General features: G+C 69.3%; 15 protein-coding genes. 6 read left to right on the forward strand and 9 right to left on the reverse strand.

Going from position 1 to position 21,972, the window contains the following annotated elements; translation table 11 throughout:
• Positions 1-2 precede the first annotated feature (2 nt).
• Both P1V51_22630 and P1V51_22635 read left to right on the forward strand, forming a co-directional pair.
• A complete protein-coding gene (locus tag P1V51_22630; GenBank protein MDF1565849.1) occupies positions 3-677 on the forward strand; it encodes a HEAT repeat domain-containing protein in 675 nt (224 codons plus the stop codon).
• A complete protein-coding gene (locus P1V51_22635; GenBank protein ID MDF1565850.1) occupies positions 674-2,653 on the forward strand; it encodes a hypothetical protein in 1,980 nt (659 codons plus the stop codon). Before P1V51_22630 ends, P1V51_22635 begins: the two co-directional genes overlap by 4 nt.
• A gap of 581 nt (positions 2,654-3,234) precedes the next feature.
• Here the strand turns inward: P1V51_22635 and P1V51_22640 are convergent.
• Positions 3,235-4,122, reverse strand: a complete 888-nt coding sequence (locus P1V51_22640; GenBank protein MDF1565851.1) for an HTH domain-containing protein — start codon at positions 4,120-4,122, stop codon at positions 3,235-3,237.
• A gap of 283 nt (positions 4,123-4,405) precedes the next feature.
• On the opposite strand from P1V51_22640, the gene P1V51_22645 reads away from it, so the two are divergent.
• Positions 4,406-6,895 carry a DEAD/DEAH box helicase gene (locus P1V51_22645; protein MDF1565852.1) on the forward strand — a complete coding sequence of 830 codons (2,490 nt, stop codon included), beginning with the start codon at positions 4,406-4,408 and terminating at the stop codon, positions 6,893-6,895.
• A 10-nt stretch (positions 6,896-6,905) separates the two neighbouring features.
• On the opposite strand, the gene P1V51_22650 is transcribed toward P1V51_22645, so the two are convergent.
• From P1V51_22650 to P1V51_22675, 6 genes are all read right to left on the reverse strand, one after another.
• Positions 6,906-7,460, reverse strand: coding sequence for a hypothetical protein (locus tag P1V51_22650; GenBank protein MDF1565853.1), 555 nt, complete (start codon positions 7,458-7,460; stop codon positions 6,906-6,908).
• Positions 7,453-7,677: a hypothetical protein gene (locus tag P1V51_22655; GenBank protein MDF1565854.1), complete on the reverse strand. Its 225-nt coding sequence runs from the start codon at positions 7,675-7,677 to the stop codon at positions 7,453-7,455. Before P1V51_22655 ends, P1V51_22650 begins: the two co-directional genes overlap by 8 nt.
• 78 nt (positions 7,678-7,755) lie before the next feature.
• Positions 7,756-9,147, reverse strand: coding sequence for a DUF2220 family protein (locus P1V51_22660; GenBank protein ID MDF1565855.1), 1,392 nt, complete (start codon positions 9,145-9,147; stop codon positions 7,756-7,758).
• The gene (locus P1V51_22665) at positions 9,144-12,689 is read right to left on the reverse strand and encodes an SbcC/MukB-like Walker B domain-containing protein (protein MDF1565856.1); all 3,546 of its coding nucleotides are present in this window, start codon (positions 12,687-12,689) and stop codon (positions 9,144-9,146) included. The genes P1V51_22660 and P1V51_22665 overlap by 4 nt, the downstream gene beginning before the upstream one ends.
• A complete protein-coding gene (locus P1V51_22670; protein ID MDF1565857.1) occupies positions 12,686-13,561 on the reverse strand; it encodes a DUF2398 family protein in 876 nt (291 codons plus the stop codon). Before P1V51_22670 ends, P1V51_22665 begins: the two co-directional genes overlap by 4 nt.
• On the reverse strand, positions 13,558-15,078 hold the full coding sequence (locus tag P1V51_22675) for a DUF2397 family protein (GenBank protein MDF1565858.1): 1,521 nt from the start codon (positions 15,076-15,078) through the stop codon (positions 13,558-13,560). Before P1V51_22675 ends, P1V51_22670 begins: the two co-directional genes overlap by 4 nt.
• A gap of 154 nt (positions 15,079-15,232) precedes the next feature.
• On the opposite strand from P1V51_22675, the gene P1V51_22680 reads away from it, so the two are divergent.
• Positions 15,233-16,507, forward strand: a complete 1,275-nt coding sequence (locus tag P1V51_22680) for a DUF4143 domain-containing protein (GenBank protein MDF1565859.1) — start codon at positions 15,233-15,235, stop codon at positions 16,505-16,507.
• 28 nt (positions 16,508-16,535) lie between these two features.
• Here P1V51_22680 and P1V51_22685 read toward each other — a convergent pair whose 3' ends face one another.
• Positions 16,536-17,453, reverse strand: coding sequence for an HNH endonuclease (locus P1V51_22685; GenBank protein MDF1565860.1), 918 nt, complete (start codon positions 17,451-17,453; stop codon positions 16,536-16,538).
• Between the two features lie 71 nt (positions 17,454-17,524).
• On the opposite strand from P1V51_22685, the gene P1V51_22690 reads away from it, so the two are divergent.
• Positions 17,525-20,680 carry a DUF3427 domain-containing protein gene (locus tag P1V51_22690; GenBank protein ID MDF1565861.1) on the forward strand — a complete coding sequence of 1,052 codons (3,156 nt, stop codon included), beginning with the start codon at positions 17,525-17,527 and terminating at the stop codon, positions 20,678-20,680.
• 39 nt (positions 20,681-20,719) lie between these two features.
• On the opposite strand, the gene P1V51_22695 is transcribed toward P1V51_22690, so the two are convergent.
• On the reverse strand, positions 20,720-21,019 hold the full coding sequence (locus P1V51_22695; GenBank protein MDF1565862.1) for a tyrosine-type recombinase/integrase: 300 nt from the start codon (positions 21,017-21,019) through the stop codon (positions 20,720-20,722).
• A gap of 253 nt (positions 21,020-21,272) precedes the next feature.
• Between P1V51_22695 and P1V51_22700 the strand changes: the two genes are divergently transcribed.
• On the forward strand, positions 21,273-21,926 hold the full coding sequence (locus tag P1V51_22700; GenBank protein ID MDF1565863.1) for a hypothetical protein: 654 nt from the start codon (positions 21,273-21,275) through the stop codon (positions 21,924-21,926).
• Positions 21,927-21,972 lie beyond the last annotated feature (46 nt).

The raw sequence follows: 21,972 nt of genomic DNA on the forward strand, positions 1-21,972 counted from the left end.
TGATGATTCGGCTGGCGAGAACCCTCGGTGCGACCCTCCTGGTCGCGGGACTGCTCCTCGTCCCCCCTCGCGCGTTCGCGGGTGAGGCGGACGGCCCCGAGCCGGGCCTGACCCTGGACGGGCTCACCATCGTGCTCTCGATGAACCACGAGGACCCGAGCCCCGCGGATCTCGAGCCCTTCCGCCCGGGCCTCTACGAGAAGCTCGCCACGATCGAGTCGGATCTCTCGCGTCCGCGCATCGCCCGCATCCGCGCCCTCGCCGCGATGGCGCGCGAGGATGGCGACCGCACGATGCCCCGGGTCGCTGCCCTCATCGACGATCCCACCGCGGCGCCTCGCCTGCGGATCGCGGCCGGCTGGACCCTCGGCAACCCCCTGGCCCGGCACCCCGAGGCCGTGAGCACGCTGCAGCGCCTCCTCAAGGATCGGGACCCCGGCCTGCGAGAGCGGGCGGTCCTCTCCCTCAGCCTCGTCGGCACCCCCGAGGCGCTCAAGGTCCTCGAGCAGCACCGCCTCGTCGAGCGCAACGTCGTGGTGCGCACGGCGCTGCGGGAGGCGGCGGCCGAGGCGCGCGGGCTGAAGGTGGAGCAGCTCCCCCGCGAGGGTGCGGCCCGGCCCGCGGCCCTGCTGCATCGTGACCTGGAGGCCACCGTGGGCGCCGAGGTGATCCGATGAAGACCCTGCGCAACACGATCCTCTCCTCGGCCTTCGGGCTCTCTCTGGCCCTGCTCACCTCCGGCTGCCTCGGCCTCTTCGGGGGTAGCGGCGGCGGCGGTGGTGGCGGTGGCGGAGCCGATCTCGGCGCCACCGGCGCGGCCTGCACCACGGGCGAGGACTGCGAGGAGGGCCTCGCCTGCCACGCCGGCCTGCCGGGTGGCTACTGCATCTCCCAGTGCTGGGACGCCTGCCCGGATGGCTCCACCTGCACCTACTTCGCCGGTCAGGACTGGTGCATGGGCGACTGCGCCGCCGACGGCGACTGCCGCGAGGGCTACATCTGCCGCAACTCGGTCTGCCAGCCTCCCTGCGTCACCGACCGCGACTGTGCCGATGGCCTCTCCTGCCAGAACGGCTCCTGCGTGAGCGGTGGGATCGGCGCGGGCTGCTCGAGCCCCGCCGACTGCGCTGCCGACCTCTCCTGCGCCCCCGGGCTGCCGGGCGGCTACTGCACCCGCTCTTGTGAGACCGAGGCCTGTCCGACGGGCACCGCCTGCACGACCTACGGTGGCTCCTCGTACTGCTTCGACTCCTGCCTCTCCTCCTCCGACTGCCGCTCGGGCTACGTCTGCAGCGCGGGCGTCTGCGATCAGGCCTGCGCCTCCGACGCCGACTGCTCGGGCGGTGAGCTCTGCATCAACTCTGCCTGCGTGGGCAGCGGGGTGGGGGATCCCTGCCAGGTCGGCACCGACTGCCAGAGCCCCCTGGGCTGCTACCGCGGCATCCCCGAGGGCTACTGCACCGAGGCCTGCACCAGCGGCGCCGACTGCCCGGCGGGCTCGACCTGCGGCAACCTGCGCGGCAGCCGGATGTGCGTGGCGGTCTGCCGGGCCGACGCCGACTGCGGCAGCGGCCAGCGCTGCTTCGGTGGCGCCTGCGTGATCCCCTGCACCCAGGACAGCGAGTGCCTCGACGGCTACTGCGACACCAGCAGCGGCCAGTGCCGCAGCACGACCGCCGGCTCGGGCAACACCGAGGTGATCGACTACGGCACCATCACCCCCGGGTCGACCCAGTCGATCCCGGTGGACGCCCAGACCTTCGCGTTCACCATCTCGGTGGTCGGGGTCTCGGGCTCCAACTACGCCATCACCTCGGTGCGCCGCCCCGACGGCACCCAGCTGGTCTCGAACGACCTCTGGACGGGTCAGCTCCGGGTCTCGCCAGGCGACCAGTACGGCGCCATCACGGTGCCCAACGCCGACAACTCCAACCTCTACATGAGGCCGGGCACCTGGACCTGGCAGTTCCAGTCCGACTACGGCCGCACCGGCAGGGCCTACGCCTTCATCAAGAAGTCCTCCACGGGGCAGCACGTCGGTGGCAACATCCCGATGCGGCTCTATCTGGCGCCCAACGCCATCCCGGGCGTCACGGCCTCGAACGCGGCCTCGAACAGCCACGTCCAGGGTGCCATCGATCGCTTCCGCCACTTCTACCGGGATCAGGCCGACATCGACCTCTCCTCGATCGAGTACACCGACATCGCCGCCTCCTACACCGACGTGACCTCTGGCAGCGAGTACACCGGGATGTTCGCCCAGTACGCCCGGGACGGTGAGCTCTCCGTCTTCTGGGTCCGCTCTCTCTCCGTGGGCGGCTCCTCCGAGGTCGCCGGCATCGCGGGCGGCATTCCGGGACCCCCCCGGGCCGGCGCGACCCTCTCCTCGGGCGTCGTGGTCGAGGTGCAGGACTACTCCCGGCTCACCGGCGACGACATGGCGCACGAGGTCGGCCACTTCCAGGGCCTCTACCACGTGACGGAGACCGACGGCCGAACTCACGATCGGCTGAGCGACACGCCGCAGTGCCCCGACCTCTACAGCTGCACCGCGGGCTACTACCAGCTGATGTTCCCGGCGCTGACCGGCTACCAGGACACCTTGACCCCCGCCTCCGTGATGGCGGTCCAGGGCAACGCCGTCTCCGACTGACCCCCCCCTCTCCCTCTCCCCCTCCCCTCCCTCCCCTCCCTGGAGGTCCCTGGAGGTGCCCCTGGAGGTGCCAGGGGATTGTCAGAAAAGGCACGAATCGAGACCGATGCGGCGACTGACTCGAGGAGAGTCGCCGCCGGGATTCGAGCCGGACCTCGAGGGTGTCACTCCGATCGCCTGGGAAATCGGACGATCGATGGTGTTGTGACACCCAAGCCCGCTGACTGGGAGGGCCGGGCACGACGGGACCGGCCCTTTGAGCGGGTGAGAGGGGGGTGGCGGTGTCGGCGAGTCGCTTCGGCGGCTATCCTGTCTCGGGCACCACCATCGAGAGCACCATCGCGTGGGGCGGGAAGCCGAGCTCCGGTAGAAGATCGCGTAGGAGCTCGGCCGCGAATCGGTAGGCCGTCACATAGGACCGATAGGCCTCCCGGAAGGCGTTGCGCATCGCGCGGGTACTGGCATGGCACAAGGGAGCGTTGCTTCGCTTGACCTGCATCGGACGGTAGTGTGGCGAGCGAGGTCGAGCGCGCACTTTCCGAGCCTTCCCAGCCTTCGTGCCGGGGAAGCACATCGCCGCTTCATTCACGACGGTCAGAGCGCGTTGCTGCCGTTCCCCCGCCGAGAGTCCTTCCCAGATCGGCGTGAGCTCGGCGCGCCCCGAGGTCGATCCGCACTGACTCCAGGAAGGCCTTCACGTCGCGGTTCATGGTGACGAGTTTGTCGAGAGTGGACCAGTCGAGATCATCCTTCGGGCGGGCCGGATGGATGATCGCGCTGTTGTTCGGCTCTTCCAGTTGGAGATGGATGGCGCCAATCCCGAACGCGCTGGACAGGCGCGTCAGCTCACCCACGAACTCGGGATCGTCCCGCCACTCCGCGGCGACGAGGTAGCCCTCGTGCGCCCACGATGAGTTGGATACGGCCTGGAAGAAGCTCTCCCGCAAGTTGCCAAAATTGACCCGCCGCTTGACCTCGAAGGAGTAGAGACGAAGGAGAGGCGCCTGCATGGCGAAGCCGAAGTCGACGGTCACTTCCTCGTCCAGCGCGGTCATAGGAAAGAGCGCGCCAATGAGATCCGGGTGGACCCACTCCCCGAACGCCTTCTTCTTGCTCGTGGAATGGTTGATGGTCTTGACCCTGACGCCCCCAAGCTTCTCCTTCGCGAACGCCGCGACGAGGGGGTGAAGTTCCTTCTCCAGGTATCCGGGGCCCCGAGACCGGCCCTTCTTGTTCGGCTCCGTGTCCGCATCGTCCTCCGGAGCGACCGTATCCGGCGACCAACCCTTCGGGAGCGGCCTGCTCTTCAGCCAGAACCGTACTGGCCGCCGCCCGACGCGAAGAAAGGGGGTCTCGGGGTTGTCCTTAGAGTCGACGTAGATCTGCGCAGCCATGGTCTCCCACGGCGTCGCCCCACGGGAATTGAGCTTCTTCGTGAAGCCGCTCCCCTCCGTTTCCGTACGATGCAGGGCCTTCGCTTACGAAGATGACGCCCACAATACTCCGGGTTCTGAAGTTGACTAGGCACGCTTCCTCACCCTCCGACTATCGACCCTCCCCACCTCGCCGCGGCGCAAGGCGGACGTGAGAGCACTTTTCAGGGCTTTCCGTGCGGGTTGCGACAGCCGAGCGAAGCCCAAAGATGTGGACCTTTCGCGAAGACCCCTCTGCCCCTGGGGGGGCTGCTGATCAGGTCTGCCTCCGACACTCCGGGACGCCGGCGCTGTCAGGGGGGGCTGGTAGACCGGCCCCATGAACGATCTGGCCGAAGCTCGCCTCATGCTCCTCGACCTCTGCCACGGCAAGACCGACCCGCTGCCGTCGGAGCTGCTCGTGGCGCAGGTGCTCGCCCACCACGGCGACGCTTCCTGGGCGGTGAAGCGAGAGGCCATGGCCGCGGTCCTGCGCAGGCTGGCCTCGGGGCGGCGCGAGGGCCTGAAGGTCGCCTCAGGGCCCGCCGGTGGGGAGCCCCTCGGTCTCTACCGGACGCGCCGTCGCCGGGCGGCACTCCGGCCCTACCGCACGGTCCTGCGCGGCCTGGCGCCGCTCGAGACGAGCTGCGACTGTCCCGACTTCCTGCGCAACTCGCTGGGCCTGTGCAAGCACGCGCTGGCGGTGCTCACCGACCTCGCGGCCCGGCCTCGCCGCTTTGCCCGGGCGTCGCGCGCCGCCAGGGCGTCGCAGCCCCGGCTCGTCTGGGACCCGATCCTGCCGCTGGAGGGAGAGGGTGACTGGCTGGCCCGCCTTCGCCTGGAGCGGGCGGGTCGGCCCGAGCTGCCCGGGACGATGCGCCACGTGGGGCTGCGCTTCCGGCGCGGGGACGGACGGCTCCGGCAGACCTTCCGGGACCGGCCCGGGACGCGGCTGGCCCTGGTCGAAGAGCTGCTGGAGGTGCAGCAGGGGGCCGCCTACCGGGACGCCGATCCTGCCCTCGAGGCGCTGCTCATCCAGGAGCAGGTCCGGCTCTCCCGCCTGTGCGAGGACCGCAGGCGCCTGGGCCCGGCGAAGAAAGCGCTGCGAGCGCTCAAGCAGCCGCTCTACCCCTACCAGAGCGAGGGCACCGAGCGCTTCCTGCGAGAGGGCCGGCTGCTGGTCGCGGACGACATGGGGCTCGGCAAGACCGCCCAGGCCATCGCCGCGGCCCACGCGCTCTGGTCCTGCGGCGCCGTCCGGCGGGGCCTGATCATCGTGCCGGCCAGCCTGCGCGATCAGTGGAGGCGGGAGTGGGCCTCCTTCACCGACGCCCCGGTCCGGGTGGTCGACGGCCCGGCGGCCGGGCGCCACCGCCTCTACCGGCAGCGGCCCGAGGGCTTCCTGCTGGCCTCCTACGCCTCCGTCCGACGCGATCTGCACGCCATCCGCGCGTTTGACGCCGGGATGGTCGTCCTCGACGAGGCCCAGCGGATCAAGAACTGGGAGACCCGGACCGCGGCGGCCATCAAGCAGCTCGACGCCCCCTACCGCCTCGTTCTCACCGGCACGCCCCTCGAGAACCGCCTCGACGAGCTCGCCTCGATCATGGACTGGGTCGACGACCGGGCGCTCGAGCCGAAGTGGAGGCTCTCACCGGCCCACACGGTGACCGCCGACGGCGCCCGGGAGGTGGTGGGTGTGCGGGGGCTCGACACCTTGCGCCGACGACTTGCGGCGACCATGGTCCGGCGCACCCGCCCCGAGATCCTCGACCAGCTACCTCCGCGCACCGAGACGGTGATCCCCGTCGCGCTGACGCCGGAGCAGTGGGAGGCCCACGAAGACCTCGACCCGCCCATCCGGCGGCTGCTCGCCACCGGGCGCCGCCGGCCGCTGCGGCCGCAGGAGTTCCATCGGCTGATGAGCCTGCTCACCCACCAGCGCATCGCCGCCAACGGGATCGCGCAGCTCGACTTCGAGCGCCTCTGGCCCTCGCTCTCGGTGACCGGGCCCGATCCGATCGCGCTGGGAGAGGCGGGGAGCCCCAAGCTCCTCGAGCTGCGGAAGATCGTCGAGCGGGTGGTGCTCGGTGAAGGGCGCAAGGTGGTCGTCTTCTCCCAGTGGCGGCGGATGCTCACCTTGGCCCACTGGGCGGTGTCGGATCTGCTCGAGGAGGCCGGGCTGCGAGCCGCGTTCTTCACCGGCAAGGAGGGGCGACGCAGGCGGGAGCAGAACCTCGTCGACTTCCACGACGACCCCGCGGCCCGGATCCTCTTCGCGACGGACGCCGGCGGCGTGGGCCTCAACCTGCAGCGTGCCGCCAGCTGCTGTGTGAATCTCGAGCTGCCCTGGAACCCGGCGGTGCTCGAGCAGCGCATCGGCCGGGTTCACCGCCTCGGTCAGCGCTCGCCCGTGGAGGTCTACAACCTCATGGGGCGCGCCTGCATCGAGGAGCGGATGGCGGCCACCCTCTCGGACAAGCGGGCGCTCTTCTCCGGCCTCTTCGATGGCGAGGCCGACGAGATCCGCTTCGAGCGCTCCGGCAGCTTCCTCTCCCGGATGGAGCGGGTCCTCGGCCCCGAGCCGGGGGCGCCGACGAGCGCCCCGGCGTCGCTTCGAGCGGAGCGGGGGGGAGGGTCCGCGGCCGCTCCGGAGCACCGGCTCTTGCCCGCGGCCGAGCTCGGCCGCCTCCTTTCGGGCCTGCGGATCCAGTCCCGCGCCGACGGCGGGCTCGGGATCCAGGCGAGCCCGGAGGCGGCGAAGCTCCTCGGCCCGCTCTTCGAGGGGTTGGCTGGCTTGCTGGCTCGAGCGTCCGGGGCGGAGGTGTGACGCCCGGTCTTCAGGGATGTCGCGAGCTGATCTCGTCCCAGCGATCGATCCGCTCGTCTTCTCCCATCAGGTCCACCAGCGCGGCTCTGACGAAGTCGCGGTCGAAGGCGGTGCCCTGCACTTCCACCATCCGCTCGACGTCGAGGAGGTCCTTGGGGCGAAAGAAGAGCAGCTTGAAGACCGCGAGGACCTCGGCCGAGTGGATCCAGGCCGGGCGCCCCAGGATCGTCGTACGGACCCGACGCGCGAGCGCCTCTTCGTAGAAGGGAATGCTCGGCACGAACACATCGACCCGGATGGGGCCGAGGTAGCCCACGAAGAGGCCCTCGCGGGTGGCCCGCTGGCGGCTCGCTGACCGGTCGAACTCGACGCCCGCGGACTCGACGAGGTCGAAGGCGCGGTCGAGGTCGTCGCCGGTCACCCAGAGGACGAGGTCCACGTCGGCGGTGGCGCGAGGCTCCGACCAGGCGGCGAGGGCCACCGCGCCGCCGATCGCGTAGTCGAGCTCGCCGGCCTCGAGGACCTCGAGCAGGCGGTCGACGACCGAGGAGACGGTCTCAGCCATCGCGGGCGCGCTGCATCAGCTCCCGCCACAGGGCCAGGGACGACTCGGTGCGAGGTGTCGGAGCTCGCAGCTTCGCTTCTCCGGGTCGGGCGGAGACGATCGAGTCCGTGAGGTCGCAGAGCTCGAAGAGCAGGGCCAGCCGCTCCTCGGGCGTCATCCGCACGAAGCGCTCCGTGTCGTCCTCGGGCGGTACGAAGGCCGGGAGGGGAGGAGGCATGGCCGGATCATACCATTCATGAAGGGGGTCCGCAGACTGTCGGAGCCGCGGAGGATCGGGACATGAACTCCCGATCAGCTAGATGATCGGGAGTTCATGGGCCAGGACGGTCTCCTGCTCGATCCAGACACCCGTCTCGAGCAGAGCCTCGAGGAGGTCGCGGCCGTGGGGCTCCCGCCAGCCGGCGAGGGTTCGGAGGATCCGGGCCTCCGCGGCCTGCGAGAGGCGCAGGCCAGCTGCCCGGAAGCGCGCGTGGGTGGCGGCGTCCATCCAGAGGGGCTCGATCTTCAGGCCCGAGCGGTGGGCGAGGCTGCGCCAGATCTCGAGGCCCGCCCGATCGAGGTCTCCGGTGTGGCGCAGCTCGAGGTCGGGACGGTCCCGGGCCAGTGCTTTCAGGAGCAGGACCACCGCCCAGCCGGCCTGGCCTCCGGTGTAGACGAGGAGATCGTCGGCCTCCGGGCGGGCGGCGAGGGTGTGGAAGGCACTCTCGTTCTCGACCGTGAGGACGCGCCCGGCGCTCGTGCGCGCCCGCCTCGCGCGTCGAAGGACGGGGAGGGGGAGCTTGGCGGGTAGGCCCTCCCGGTGGAGGCGCGTGGGATCCTCGAGAGTCTCGGCGCCCACCTCGAGGGTGAGTGGGCCCTGGACCAGCACGTCGAGGCCGCCGAGGTTCCCCACGAAGTCGCAGTGCTCGAGGGTGAAGCGGCGGCGGATGGCCTGGCTGCCGGGTCGCTCGGCCTCGACGGTGGCGGCAAGGTCTGGATCGAGGGTGAGCAGCGTGTCACAGAGGCGGCCGTGGTCAGCCCCACCGGGCCGGAGGATCTTGGTGTGCCCACCGACCCAGCGGGAGAGATCGTCGACCCGGCCGGAGAGTGCAGGGTGTCGCGCGAGCAGCAGTCCGGTGACCAGGCGTTCGAGGGTCTGCCTTGCCACGGCGGGCCCCTCGGCCCGGTAGAGGGCTGCGAAGGGGCCGACGCCGCGGCCGGCCTCCTCCAGGGTGCGGGCGACCAGGCCCTCGACCTCCGGGTCTCGCCGAGCTTCCTGCCCGAGGGCTCGCAGTCGAGCGGAGGCGCGCTCGAGCCCATCCCGGGCCCCCTCCTCGAGGGCCGAGAGGAGCTCGCGGGTATTCGTCGCCGCCTCGGCCCGCCGATCCCGGGGCTCTCGGCCGGCGAGGGTGTCCAGGGTGGTCTCGAGGCAGAGGGGGACGGCGCCGAGCTCCTCGCAGTCCTCGACCAGCAGGCGAGCGAGGACGTCGAGACGGAGGGTGATCCCGTCCTTTCGCGGCGCCACCGCCGCGGCCGGCAGCACCTTCCCGAGCTCTTCCAGCTCGGCCTCCTTGCCCTGGAAGCCAAGCGTGCGGGGAAAGACGCCATCTCGATCCCTCCGGTCGAGGACCCGCTCGACCAACCTGCGGAAGGTCGGATTCCGGGAGTGGGCCCGGCGGTACGCCGCGAGGACCGGATGCTCGCTCATGCCCCCGCCTCGGCCTCGACCCCGATGCGCAGCGTGTCGGCCTCGGGCAGGGCCCGCTCGAAGAGGGTCTCGGTCTTGCGGGCGAAGCGGTAGTCGTGGAGGAAGACGTCGCCCTCGGGGCTCTTCTCGACCAGCAGGGTGGTCGAGCGGTCGAGGGCCTCGCTGATCCCGTCGAGCTCGGGGGTCGCGACGACCAGGGTGATGCCCGCCCGGGTACAGAAGCGCAGCAGCTCGTCCCGCCTTCCGGCGTCGATGCCATAGAAGGCCTCGTCGAGGAGCAGCAGGCGGACGCTGGCCTCGATCCCCTGGTAGAGCAGCAGGGAGAGGCAGAAGAGCAGGAGGTAGCTGGGCACGGCCTGCTCACCGCCAGAGCCCTGGCGCAGGCGCTCGCGGGAGAGCGCGACGCCGTCCTCGCCGACGCGGAAGAGCTCGAGCTCGAAGTCGAACCACTTCCGGTAGTCGAGGAGGGGAGGCAGGGCGTCGTCCTCCGAGGAGAGCTCGTCGAGGCGGGCAGCGAAGTAGTCCTTCAGCTCGGCGGTCTTGGCCGGAGAGATCGAGGAGGTCTCCTCGAGGAGCTTGTGCGGGCGCCGCATCTCTGGCTTCAGATGCGCGCGAATACGGTAGCGGGTGCTGCCGAAGGAGAGATCGGCGACCAGCTGGTTGATGTCGGCAATGGTCCGCTCGAGCCCGAAGACCTCGCCCCGCAGGGTGGAGACGAGGTCCTCGAGGACGATGCGCTCGAGGAGATCGTCGCGCCCCTCCCCGAGGGCAGCCTGCAGCTCGTCCACCTGCCCCTGTAGCTTCGAGCTCACCTCACCCAGCGTCGCGCCGGTGGTGTCGATCAGCTGCTCGCTACCCGCGTCGCGAGAGAAGGCGTACTTCTGCCAGAGGAGAGGGTGGCGCAGGCCGTCGCTGCCGGAGAGGCGCTCCTCGAGGGTCGCGAGCTGCCGCTGCGCCTGCTCGATCCGGCCCGGGAGGTTGGCGACCTTGAGCTGGCCGCCCTTCTTGTGGACGAAGACGTAGGTGTCGAGGTCGGCGCGGTGTTCGGCGGCGACCCTCGCGAGCAGCTCGCTCCTCGCCCGGGCCAGCTCCTCCCGGGCCTGATCCATCGCGACCGCCGCCCGCGCTGCCCGATCGGCGGCGGTCTGCTCCTGCCCTTCCGCCAGACCCAGGGACCGATTCGTGGCATCTACCTCACCCTGGAGCGCTCGCCGGTGCTCCTCGAGCGCTTGCAGCCGCTCACCGAGCACGTCGAGCCCCTCCTCCTGGATGGCCCGCTCGAGGGTCGCGAGGACCTCATCGGTGGCCGCGAGGCGAGCCCGATGTCCCTCCGATCGCCGGGTGGTGGCCGAGACCCTCTCTTCCAGCTCGGCCGCCCGGACCCGCGCGTGCTCGCGCTCCTGGGCGGCGAGGGCCAGGGCCTGGAGCGAGAGGCCCTCGAGGGCGTCTGCGGCCTTCCCGAGGGTCTCCTCGATCGCGTCCTCTCCCGCCGCCGCCGTGCTGGCGGCGTCGGCTCGGTCTTCGTTGGCCTCGGCCTCGGCTTCGAGATGATCGATCGCCTCGGCCAGCGCCCGGGCCCGGGCGGCGGTGCCCAGCCAACGGGGCGGTCCCGGGAGCAGGCGCTCGTCGGCTCGCGCGTGGCGGAGGTGCCCCTCCCCGGTGAGGAAGGAGCGCTCGGGCTCCTCCGCGACCACGGCATCGGCGTCTTCCGGGGCGATCGGGGCGAGGTGGTAGGCGAGGAAGGACGTCGCCACGGCCTCCGCGCCACCGGCGGCCTCGATGTGCAACTCGTCGACGAGGCTGGTACCGCCCGGCGCGGCTCGAGGTGTCTTCCCGGTCCGGGGCGCCCGCGCGAGGGGGAGACCCGGCCACCGGGCGAGGAGGAGCCCGAGAGCCGCGTCGTGGTGCTCGGGTGCGACCACGAGCGCCGAGAGGAGTCGTGGTCCGAGGGCCCGCTCGAGGTAGCCCGTGCGCTCGAGGGAGACTCCCGGCCCAGGTTCGAGGCAACGGTAGAGGGGGGAGGCCGCGATCCCCTCGGCCGCGAGCGCGGCCAGGGCGCCCTCGAGATCGACGCCCGCGAGGGGCGGCGGTGGCTCGCCCCGGGCGCGGAGAGCCTCGGCCTCCGCTCGCGCCTGGCGGGCATGGGCACGGGCGTCTCGCTCGGTCTCCCGTAGCCCCGCCGCGCGCGCCGCCGCCTCGGACGCCCCCCGGAGCAGCGCATGAAGGACCTTCTGCTGGAGGCGCTCTAGCTCCTCGGGGAGCGGGCGGTCCGGTAGACGGTGCAATCCTCGCAGCTGATCCTGGAGTCGCCCCAGGGCGTCCAACCCGACCGGCCCGAGGTGGGGAGCGCTGGAGGCCCCGACCCCTTCGAGGATGCGCGTGCCCGCGCCCGCGAGCTCGGCCACCCGGGTGGTGGTGCGCTCTGCCTCCCCCGCCACCTGGCCCAGGACCCGGGAGGCGGTCTCCTGTTCCCGGATCGCCTCTCCCAGGGTGACGGCCTCGCGCTCTCGCGCGGCCGAGAGCTCCCTGCGCCGCTCGAGCAAGGCGATCCCTTCGCTCGCCCGGAGGCGCCCGCTCTCGGACTCCGCCGCCTCCAGGTCGATTCGCAAGGCGTGCAGCCTCTCCTCAAGCTCGCCGCGTGCGGCCCTCCTTACCTCGATGGCGGCGCGCGCCTCGGTCTCCTCGTGTTCGGCGCGCGCGGCCTCGTGGTGCGAACCCAGGTAGGCGTAGCGGCAAAGGACCTCCTTCTGGCCCTCGATCTCGTCGATCAGTCCGAGCAGGGTTCGTAGCTGCCCGAGCTCCTGGTCGAGGGCCGAGAGGTCGGTGCGGGTGCGCTCCATCGCCTCGAGGGCTCGGCGGATCTCGTGGAAGGCCCCCTCGTCCGGATCGGGCAGGAGGGAGGCGAAGAGGCCGCCGAAGTTCTCGGTGGCGGCGACCAGGTCGCGGTAGGCCTTGCCGGCCGCGAGGAAGTGGCTGACCTGCTCGAAGCTCGCCCGGCTGCCGAAGAGGCGCTCGCCCACCCGGGTGCGGTAGCGGCCGAGGTCCATCAGGGAGCCCGCCGGCAGATGCTCGGCGAGCTCGGCCCGGTCCCGCACCCGCCGGCCCTCCGCGGTCTGCTCGACCAGCTCGATCTCGGAGAGGGGGAGGGGGGCGATGATGCCCCAGCGGTCCGGCCGCGAGTCCGGGCCCGCCGCGAAGGCGCCCAGCCCGATGGTCAGGACGCTCTTGCGCTGCGCGTCGGAGAGCTCGAGCAGGCAGTAGCCCACCGCGCCCTCGGGGCGGCGGTGCCCCCGCTCGAGGTCGTGCCGGAGCAGGATGCCGGCGAGATCCCGTCCCTCGCCGCGCCGACCCCGGACCCGCGCCGCCGCGTTCAGCTCGACACCCAGGGCCCCGGTCAGGGCCAGATGCACGGCATCGAGCACCGTGGTCTTGCCGGCGCCATTGTCACCCACGAGGAAGAGGCTGCCGTCGAGGGCGATGGTCTCGTCGGTGAAGTTGTGCCAGTTGACCATCCTCACCGCGCGTAGCTCGAGTCCACTCATGCCTCACCTCCCTCGTCGCCACCGGGCTCGTCGACGACGCGCTGCCACGCCACGGGTCCGGAAGCCTCGTCGTCGCCCGGCTCGAGCAGCCGCGCCGTCGTGCCCCGGTGAGGTGTCGAGGCGCCTTCTCCATAGCCCGCGGGGACGCTCTCCATGGGCGTCTCGAACGCATCGAGGGATTCGGGGGCCTCGGCGGTCTCCTCCGGCTCCGGCAGGCCGTGCGCGCGCCGGATGATCGGCTCGGCCAGGCGCGAGGGCTCGTAGCAGCGAATACCCGGCAGGAAGGCCCAGAGCTCCTGGAGCTCGCCGCCTTCGTCGTCGCCCCGCTCGATCAGCTCGAGGAAGCGGTGCCGCTCCAGCTCGCGGAAGAGGGTCGCGGTGGCCGCGAGGATCTCCCGGTCGGTGGGGGCCGCCTCGCCGAGCACCTTTCGGTAGCGGGCGACCGCGTGGGTGAGGAAGTCGGAGAGGAGGAAGCGCAGATCCTCGTCGTGCTCGGGGTGGACGTTCTGGGCCGCGAGGGAGAGCTCGTGGAACTCGAGCAGCAGCATGAAGCCGACGGCCTGATCCCGGCGGGTCAGATCGAAGAGGCTGCGGTGCCTGGGGGTGAGCGCAGGGTTGGTGGGAGCGCCAGCGCGGAAGAGGCGGGCGACCTTGCGATCGACGAAGAGGTCCCAGCCGAAGTGCTCCTCGAAGAAGTGCTGGAATGCGGCCCGGTTGCGTCGCAGGTAGTCGAAGAGGTCCCGGTCGTCCTGCCGGTAGAAGAAGGTGGACTCGGTGAGGCAGTTGAGGATCCGGCGGCTGCGGACCCGGGAGAGTCGGTCGAGGGGAGTGGACTCCCCCGTGGGGGTCGTGTCGGTCTGGATATCGTTCATCGTCTCTTCCTCCGGAGCAGGGCGTCGGGCAGGTCGAGCTCGAAGCGCTCGGTCGTCAGCAGCGCCCGCCCCTCGGCAGGTTCGAGGGAGAAGGTGAGGTGAGGCCGCGCCTTGCCGCCGCGTAGGCGATAGGCCAGCAGGCCACCGACCACCGCCCGGGCGTCGGCGAGCTCGGTGAGCTGCCCCGCCGAGAGCAGGGCCTCCGGGCGGCCCGCGAACACTCTCAGCTCGAGGAGCTCGCAGAGGCTCGCCAGGCGGCCGAGCTCGAGCTCCCGGGAGGCGCCCGGCCGGCCCTGCTTCTCCTCCAGCAGGCCGCCCCGGAAGGCGGGCCGGCTGCTCTCGTGGCGCCGGGCGGGGCGAGGCGGGGGCGCCCGGGAGGTCGGGGTGCCCCCGCGGCCGTCGGTCCGCAGGAGGACCGGGGCGACGAGCTCCTCGACGAAGCGCCAGGCGAGCGCGTCGGCCTCGGGGCCTGCCAGCCTGAGCAGCTCGTCGGTCCGGGCGCGCAGGGTCTCGATGCGCAGGTTCCGGAGGCGGACGGCCTCGACGTGTCGCTGGAGGCGGCGGATGACCTCGCGGGTGCGGCGGTTGATCCGCAGACAGAGGGCCTCGAGCCCGGCGCCCGGCGTGAAGAAGCGGCGCAGCCCCTCGATCAGCTCGGTCGGATGGCGAAGACCGACGATCGGACCGCCGCCCGGTTGCAGGGCCTCGAGCCGCTGCTGCTGCAAGGAAGAGGCACGTGTCCAGAGCGCTTCGAAACGCTCGCTGGCGAGCGTGGCCAGGGCCATGCGAACGGCCCGCCCCCGCTCGTGTAGCACCGCCAGGTAGCGCTCGACGTAGCGCTCCAGGTGCCCGGCGAGTGCCTGCAGTTCGCTCACCTTGAAGGGCTCGGTGAGGAAGCGTGCGAGCGCGTCGCCCACACCCACCAGCTCCTCGGCGATGCGCTCGGTGGCCAGGTCGGCTTCGTGGAGCAGGTGGAGCGCCCGCTCGATCTCCTGGTCGTCAAGGGGTTCTTCCCCACGGTCTCCCGCGCGCTTCAGGCAGCGAGTGGCCTCCTTGAGCTGCCCGTGGATGTCGGCCAAGAGGTTGGCGCCGAGCTCGCGCCCCCCCTGACCGTCCTCGCGGCTCTGGCTCTCCAGGAAGGAGAGGAGGCCCGAGACCCGCGGGTCGATCCGCAAGAGCAGCTTCTCCCGGCCCCGGTCGCCGAGGCGCCGGATCCGGGTGGGCTCGATCCGCTCGGTGACGGCGCCCCAGGCCCGCAGCTGCTCGAGGTCCTGCCGGAAGAGGACGGCGTCGTAGGGCAGGCCGAGCCGCCGCTCGACCTCGGGGGCGACCTCGGCGAGGAGGGCGTCGTGGGCCACCTCCATCTCGTGGTCGAGGCGCCGCCGATGCAGGGTCCAGAGCAGGATGAGGTAGACTCCCCGCCGAGCCTCCACCAGGAAGCGAAAGCGCTGCCCGTCGCCGAGGGCGCGGGAGACCCGGTCGAGCGCTTCCGGGTTGTTGCTGCCGTCGTCCTTCATTTGAGTCTGGCCGGGCGGTGCGCCCGGAGGATCTCTCATAGCATCGGGGTCCGACATGGGGATCCGGCGGTACTCTCCACCCGGCCGTCCAGAAGGCAGTCTTCAGGGCGTCCAAAGGGTATTGTATTGGCTGTCCATCTGGCAGCTTCAGGCCATGGCGTATTCATCCAGGATCGTGGACGGGGAGCTCGACGTCCTCCTGGCGGGCCTGCCGGCGATCTCGATGGAGGGCCCCAAGGCCGTGGGGAAGACCGAGACCGCGCTGCGTCGCGCGGGCACGGTCCACCGGCTCGACGACCCCGAGCAGCTGCAGATCGCGCAGGCCGCCCCCGACCGGCTGGTGGGAGGTGAGCCGCCGGTGCTCATCGACGAGTGGCAGCGGCTGCCCACCTCCTGGGATCTGGTCCGGCGGGCCGTCGATGCGGGCAGCGGACCGGCGAGCTTCCTGCTCACGGGTTCGATGGCGCCGCGGGAGGCCCCGGTCCACTCGGGGGCCGGTCGCATCGTCACGGTCCGGATGCGGCCGATGTCGTTGGCCGAGCGGTGGCCCGAGACGCCGGCCGTCAGCCTGGCGAGGCTCCTGAAGGGCCGGGCGCGACCTCCGGTGGAGGGAGCGACCGAGCGCACCCTTGCCGACTACGCGGACGAGATCGTGCGCTCGGGCTTCCCCGCGATCCGTCAGCTCTCGGGCCGCCTGCTGCGCGCCCAGCTCGATGGTTATCTCGATCGGATCGTCGAGCGCGACTTCGCCGAGTCGGGGCACCGGGTCCGGGAGCGGGGGGGCCTGCGCCGGTGGCTCACCGCCTATGCCGCGGCGAGCTCGACCACGGCCACCTTCGAGACGATCCGGGATGCGGCCTCGGCCGGCACCGGCGACCGGCCCGCGAAGACCACGACGCTGCCCTTCCGGGCGACCCTCGAGCACCTCTGGATGATCGAGGAGGTCCCGGCCTGGACGCCGGTCCGCAGCCGCCTGCGCCGGCTCGCCTCGTCGCCGGTGCACCAGCTGGCCGACCCGGCCCTGGCCGCTCGCCTCCTGGGGGTCGACGTCGACGCGCTCATCGAGGGGGCGAGCGCCGGACCGGCGATGCCGCGGGATGGCACCCTGCTCGGGGCGCTCTTCGAATCGCTGGTCACCCTCTCGGTGCGGGTCTACGCCCAGGCCGCCAAGGCCCGGGTGTATCACCTCCGCACCCGCGCCGGCGAGCGGGAGGTCGATCTGATCGTCGAGCGGGGCGACGGCCGGGTGCTGGCCCTCGAGGTGAAGCTGGCGGCGACGGTCCGCGACGAGGACCTCAGGCATCTGCACTGGCTCGCCGATCGCATCGGCGGCGAGCTCCTCGATGCCGTGGTCATCACGACCGGCCGAGAGGCCTACCGGCGAGAGGACGGAATTGCCGTCGTGCCGGCGGCGTTGCTGGGGCCTTGAGCCCGGCCGCGGCTGGCCTCAGCGCCAATCAGCCCAGGTACCGGTGGTCATTGTGCCACCGGAGGTACTCAGGGTTGGGCCGCAGGTCCGGGCGGTCAGGCAGCCGTAGCAGCTCGCCATGCTTGGCGTAGTAGTCGCGTCCGTTCTCGAACTCCTCGCGGATCTTGCCGCTGACCTCGATGTGGTGGTCCGGGGTGAAGGTCAGGTAGCCGGAGTCGTAGAGGGCGTGGAGGTCCCGGCGCAGGAGCAGGCCGTTGTCAGCGGCATGGGGACCTCCCGAGGCGAATTCCTTGATGTGGGCCGCTTCCAGGGCGGGCAGGGTGCGCTCTCCGGTGACCGCGCAGCGGCGCCCGTAAGTGTCGGTGACCAGGATGCGAAAGCTCCGCTGACCCAGCCTCTGTCGCACCAGTCGCTCTGGACCCCATCCGGGGTGCTGGTCGGGTGCCTCCGTCGCCAGCAAGGCGCCGTCGCGCCTCGCCAGCTGCAGCTGTTCATGGAGTCGAGCGCCTTCGCCGACCGTGAGGTTGTAGGTCTTCCCCTGGACCGTGTTCCGCGGCCAGTCCGCAGGGGCTGGGATCCACTGGTTCTCTGGCAGGAAGAAGGTCTGGGTCAGCAGGATGCAGCCGATATCCGGGTTCGGGCCCGGATCATCACGCCTGTACTTCGCAATCCGTGCGTGCATCTCAGCGCGGGTCACGGCGCCGTTGGCCTCGCCGAAGGCCTCCCAGGCCAGGTAGAGCGGCACGATCGAGAAATGCGCAAAGTGTCCGCCACCCACGATGTAGTGGTGGGGCGCATGCAGCTTGAAGAGGAATAGCCCTCCAGGCTCGACTGCCTTGAAGGTCGTCTTGCCCCCCGGCTTCCAGAAGTTCGCCTCATCGAGGTCTGGCTTGGCCGCGAGGTGGCGATACCAGTCGCCGTCGGTGATGCCGATGAAGGCCTTCATGGTTCCGGAGCGACCATACCACCACAAAGCCCTGGTCCACCGCGGAGGAATCGCCTAGAGCTCGAGGCACGATGCCTACGAAACTCATCCCGGGACTCTACGAAGATCTGATCACGACCGACCTGGCTTCCAAGGTCACAGAGGCTCGAGAGCAGGGCTGGCTAATCGAGGACGCTCGATGCGAGCCCGAGTTGAGGGCCGAGCTGCTCGCGCAGCACATCTACCATCACGCGCTTCGGGTTCTGCGCGACAAGAAGGGGAAGTCTGCCGACGTACTTCGAGATCAGGTGAAGCTGACGAATCGTCTGCTCGCGGTTCTCGAGAAGCACAAGCGTCCAGTCGTCACATCGGGGGATCGGGTCGAAAAAGTACCAGAGATCCTGCGAGAGGCTCGACCGAAGCCAAAGGAGGCTCTCGCAACACTCGGTTGCACTCCAAGGCCCAGCCTATCGCTCCGTAGCAGCGGCCTGATGGTGAACGGCCACCACGACTACCAGATCGGACACGAGGTAGCGCGAGAGGCCGAGAGTGCCGATCGGATCGACTTGCTCTGCGCATTTGTGAGGTTCGCGGGCCTCCGCTTGGTGCTGCCCCAGCTGCGTGCTTTCGTGAAGCGGGGAGGTGACCTGAGGGTCATCACGAGCGTCTATACCGGCTCCACCGAGAAGAAAGCGCTAGACGCGCTCCATGAGCTCGGCGCCAAGGTCAAAGTCTCGTACGAGACCGCCCAGACTCGTCTCCATGCGAAAGCGTGGCTCTTCGAACGGCATACGGGCCTTTCGACCGCGTACATCGGTTCATCAAACCTGACGCATTCTGCGCTAGTCGATGGTCTGGAGTGGAACGTGCGGCTCACGGCCGCCGACAACGAGCCACTCCTCGAGCGTTTCCGAGCCACGTTTGACCAGTACTGGGAGTCAGAAGAGTTTGCCCCCTACGCGCCGGATAGGGATGGGGAGCGGCTGGCGTCTGCACTTGAGAAAGAGAGGGCACCCAGGGGGGACGGCTGGGCTCCATTCGATCTCCTGGCGTCATTGTCGATCGACGTCGCGCCGAAGCCCCACCAGGCCGAGGTTCTCGAAGCCCTCCAGGCCGAACGTTCGCGAGGCCATCATCGGAATCTCGTCGTGGCAGCCACTGGCACCGGCAAGACCTGGATCGCGGCATTCGACTACGCCCGACTTCGGGAACAAGGCTACGAGAAGCTCCTCTTCGTGGCTCACCGAGAGGAGATCCTGCGGCAAAGCCAGCAGGTCTTCCGGGTCGTCCTTGCGGATGGCCAGTTCGGCGGCCAGCTGGTCGGAGGACAGCGACCGGCAGATGGTCGCCACGTGTTTGCCTCGATTCAGTCGTTGAAGAACCAGCTAGAGGATCTGCGGGCTGATGAGTTTGACGTGGTCATCGTGGACGAGTTCCATCACGCGGCGGCGAAGACCTACAGGGAGCTGCTGGAGCACTTGGAACCGAGCGTTCTACTGGGACTGACCGCTACTCCCGAACGCATGGACGGGAAGTCGATCCTCGAGTGGTTCGACAACCGCATCGCGAGCGAGTCGAGGCTGTGGAATGCCCTCGATGAGGGCCTCCTATGCCCGTTCCACTACTTCGGAGTTGCAGATGGCACGGACTTGTCGGGCGTCACCTTCAGCCAGGGGCGCTATAGCCAGGGCGAGCTAGAGGACATCTACACCGGGGACGACATCCGCCTGAAACGCATCCTTCAAGCAGTCGATCGATACACTGCAAACACAGGCCAGATGCGTGCCCTTGGATTCTGCGTCGGGGTTGAGAACGCGAAGTTCATGGCTGAGCGTTTCAGGAAGGCGGGGCTGCCTTCAGTCGCACTTCACGGTGGCTCTTCCAAACAAGAGAGAGTGAGCGCAATCCAGAAGCTTCGCTCCGGCGCGCTGCGGTGCATTTTCACTGTCGATCTCTTCAACGAAGGCGTCGACATCCCCGAGGTCGATACGGTGTTGATGTTGAGACCCACCGAAAGCGCCACGGTCTTCCTCCAGCAGCTCGGCCGGGGCCTTCGGTGGGCCCGCAACAAGAGCGTCCTGACCGTGCTCGATTTCGTCGGTCACGCGCACAGCGACTTTCGCTTCGACCTGCGCTTCCGTGCCTTGGTGGGTGGAACCCGACGAGAAGTGGCCAAGGCTGTGGAGGCCGGGTTTCCACTGCTGCCGCCAGGGTGTGCGATTCAGCTCGAGAGGGAGGCGCAGGATGCGATTCTGGAGAACCTGAGATCCGCAATACAGAACCTGCGGGCGCAACTCGTCGACGATTTGAAGGCACTGGGGCCCGATTCTGGTCTGCGAGAGTTCCTGCGGCGATCCGAGAAGGATCTCCAAGATGTGTACACTCGACCTTCATCCAATCACTGCTTCACCGACCTTCACAGAAGAGCCGGTCACCTTCCGAGGGAGAAGTCCGACCAAGAAAAGGCCCTAGAGCGATACGCCGGTCGTGCACTCCACATCGACGATCCCGTTCGCTTGAATGCCTGGCTGTCATGGTTGGCGAACAAGAAGCCGCTGTCAGTGAAGCCCTTGAACACGCGTCAGGGCCGTCTCTTGGCGATGCTCTACGCGACTCTCGGCCACCGAAAGCGCCCGATCGTAGAGATGGTCGCCACATTTCAGGAGCTCTGGAGCACCCCACAGCTCAAGCGTGAGTTCGTAGATCTGTTCGAGATTCTTGCTGACGCATCGCGGGTAGACGCCCAACCCCTGGACCCGAAGGGCCGAGTGCCCCTGTGCAGCCACGCCAGCTACTCCCTCTACGAGGCCATTGCCGCCTATGGGCTGGTTGGGCCGGAGTCAGGCGCCCTGCGAGAAACCCGAGAAGGGATTGTCTGGGCCGACGAGGACAAGACTGGGCTGCTGTTCATCACGTTGGACAAGTCTGAATCGGACTACTCGCCGACGACGCGGTATGCCGACTACCCGATCTCGCCAGAGTTGTTCCACTGGGAAACCCAGAACTCCACGACGCCGTCTTCAAATGTCGGAAAGCGGTACATCGAGCACCGGTATTGCGGCACCCGCATTGTCCTCTTCGTCCGTCAGCGGAAGAAGGACGACCGCGGAGAGACCATGCCCTACACCTGCCTCGGATACGCCAACTACGTGACCCATGAGTCGGAACGGCCCATGCGCATCACCTGGAAACTAGAGAGGCCGATGCCGGCGTGGCTCTACCAGGCGGGCAAGTTGGCGGCGGCATAGCCAAGGTAACCCCTGACATGGAAGGTCATCTGGTCTGCCCTAGGACACGCTCCTGAGCTTCCGCGCCCCCGCCACCTTCGGCACCGCCCCCGCCGCCTCCCGCAGCGACTCGAGGTCGAGGTGTCCGTAGACCTTGTCCACCATCTGGGTGCTGGTGTGGCCGAGCCAGGCGGCGACCTTGGGGTTGCTGACGCCGCCCTGGACCATCCAGGAGGCGCAGGTCCTGCGCAGGTCGTTGGGGGAGACCCGGGGGACGCCGGCGGCCGCGCAAGCGGCCTGGAGATCTATTCGGACGTTGGAGCAGGGCCCGACTGACCTGCCCCAGGCTTTTCGGACCACGGGAAGTCCAACCGGCCAGCAGTTGACCGGCAGTGATCATCCCGACTTCTTCTCCTGCCGTCATACCGCCGACATCTCCTGCGATGTTTGCTGCCCACCTGGACCATCGCAGCTTCTTCATCAGACCGCGTGAACAGGCAGCTTCACTCAGAATGAGCCGCTGAAAGACGCCCGCACAGCCTCGTCTGTCAGGAGCGGTCATGGGTTCTCCTCCAGGCTGAAATGTACCGCTTCCTGTGGTAGTCGAGTGTGCATGCTCCTACAGGGTCCTGTGTATCTCGTGACCGCCCGCGGGCGGTATTGGCGCTGTGATCTCAACCAGAAGCGGCGAATCGTCGCTGACAGGGCGGAACCGGATGAGTGGGAGCGGTTCATCCTGGAGCCGCTTTCGGATGGAACCACCGCGATCCAGACCTTCGACCGCAAATATGTCGCATGCGAGGAGGATGGGGGACTGATTGGGGACCGCGAGGTCGTGGGTGACTGGGAGAAGTTTGAGGTGGTCAAGGAGGAAGATGGGTTCGTTTCCATCAAGTCGCAGCTGGGGTTCGTCTGTGCGGATCAGGGCGGAAATCTGGTCGCACACAGGGGAGCGGCAAGGGCGCGGGAGCGGTTCGCGGCCGTCAGGCCGGGGAATGCAAGGAGGACCGGTGTGTCGTTTGTGGACAGGCTAAAAAAGGAGTTGGTCGAAAAGCTGTACGACATTGAGAATGCCCCCGGGATGACCAAGGATGAGAAGATCAGCAGGATCCAGCATTTGACCTGTGGGGTCTGCGCCGGAGTCGCCGTGCAGCCGATTCCGTTTGCGGACATCTTCGTGCTGACGCCGATCCAGGGGGTTGCTGCCGTGAAAGTCGCGCATATCCATGGATTGCAGATCACGGACTCAGAGGCGATGTGGACTTGATCCGGTTTCGTAGACAGTTTTCTTATGCACACAGGCGGGCCGTTTG

Source organism: Deltaproteobacteria bacterium (assembly GCA_029210625.1).
Taxonomy (GTDB): domain Bacteria; phylum Myxococcota; class Myxococcia; order SLRQ01; family SLRQ01; genus JARGFU01.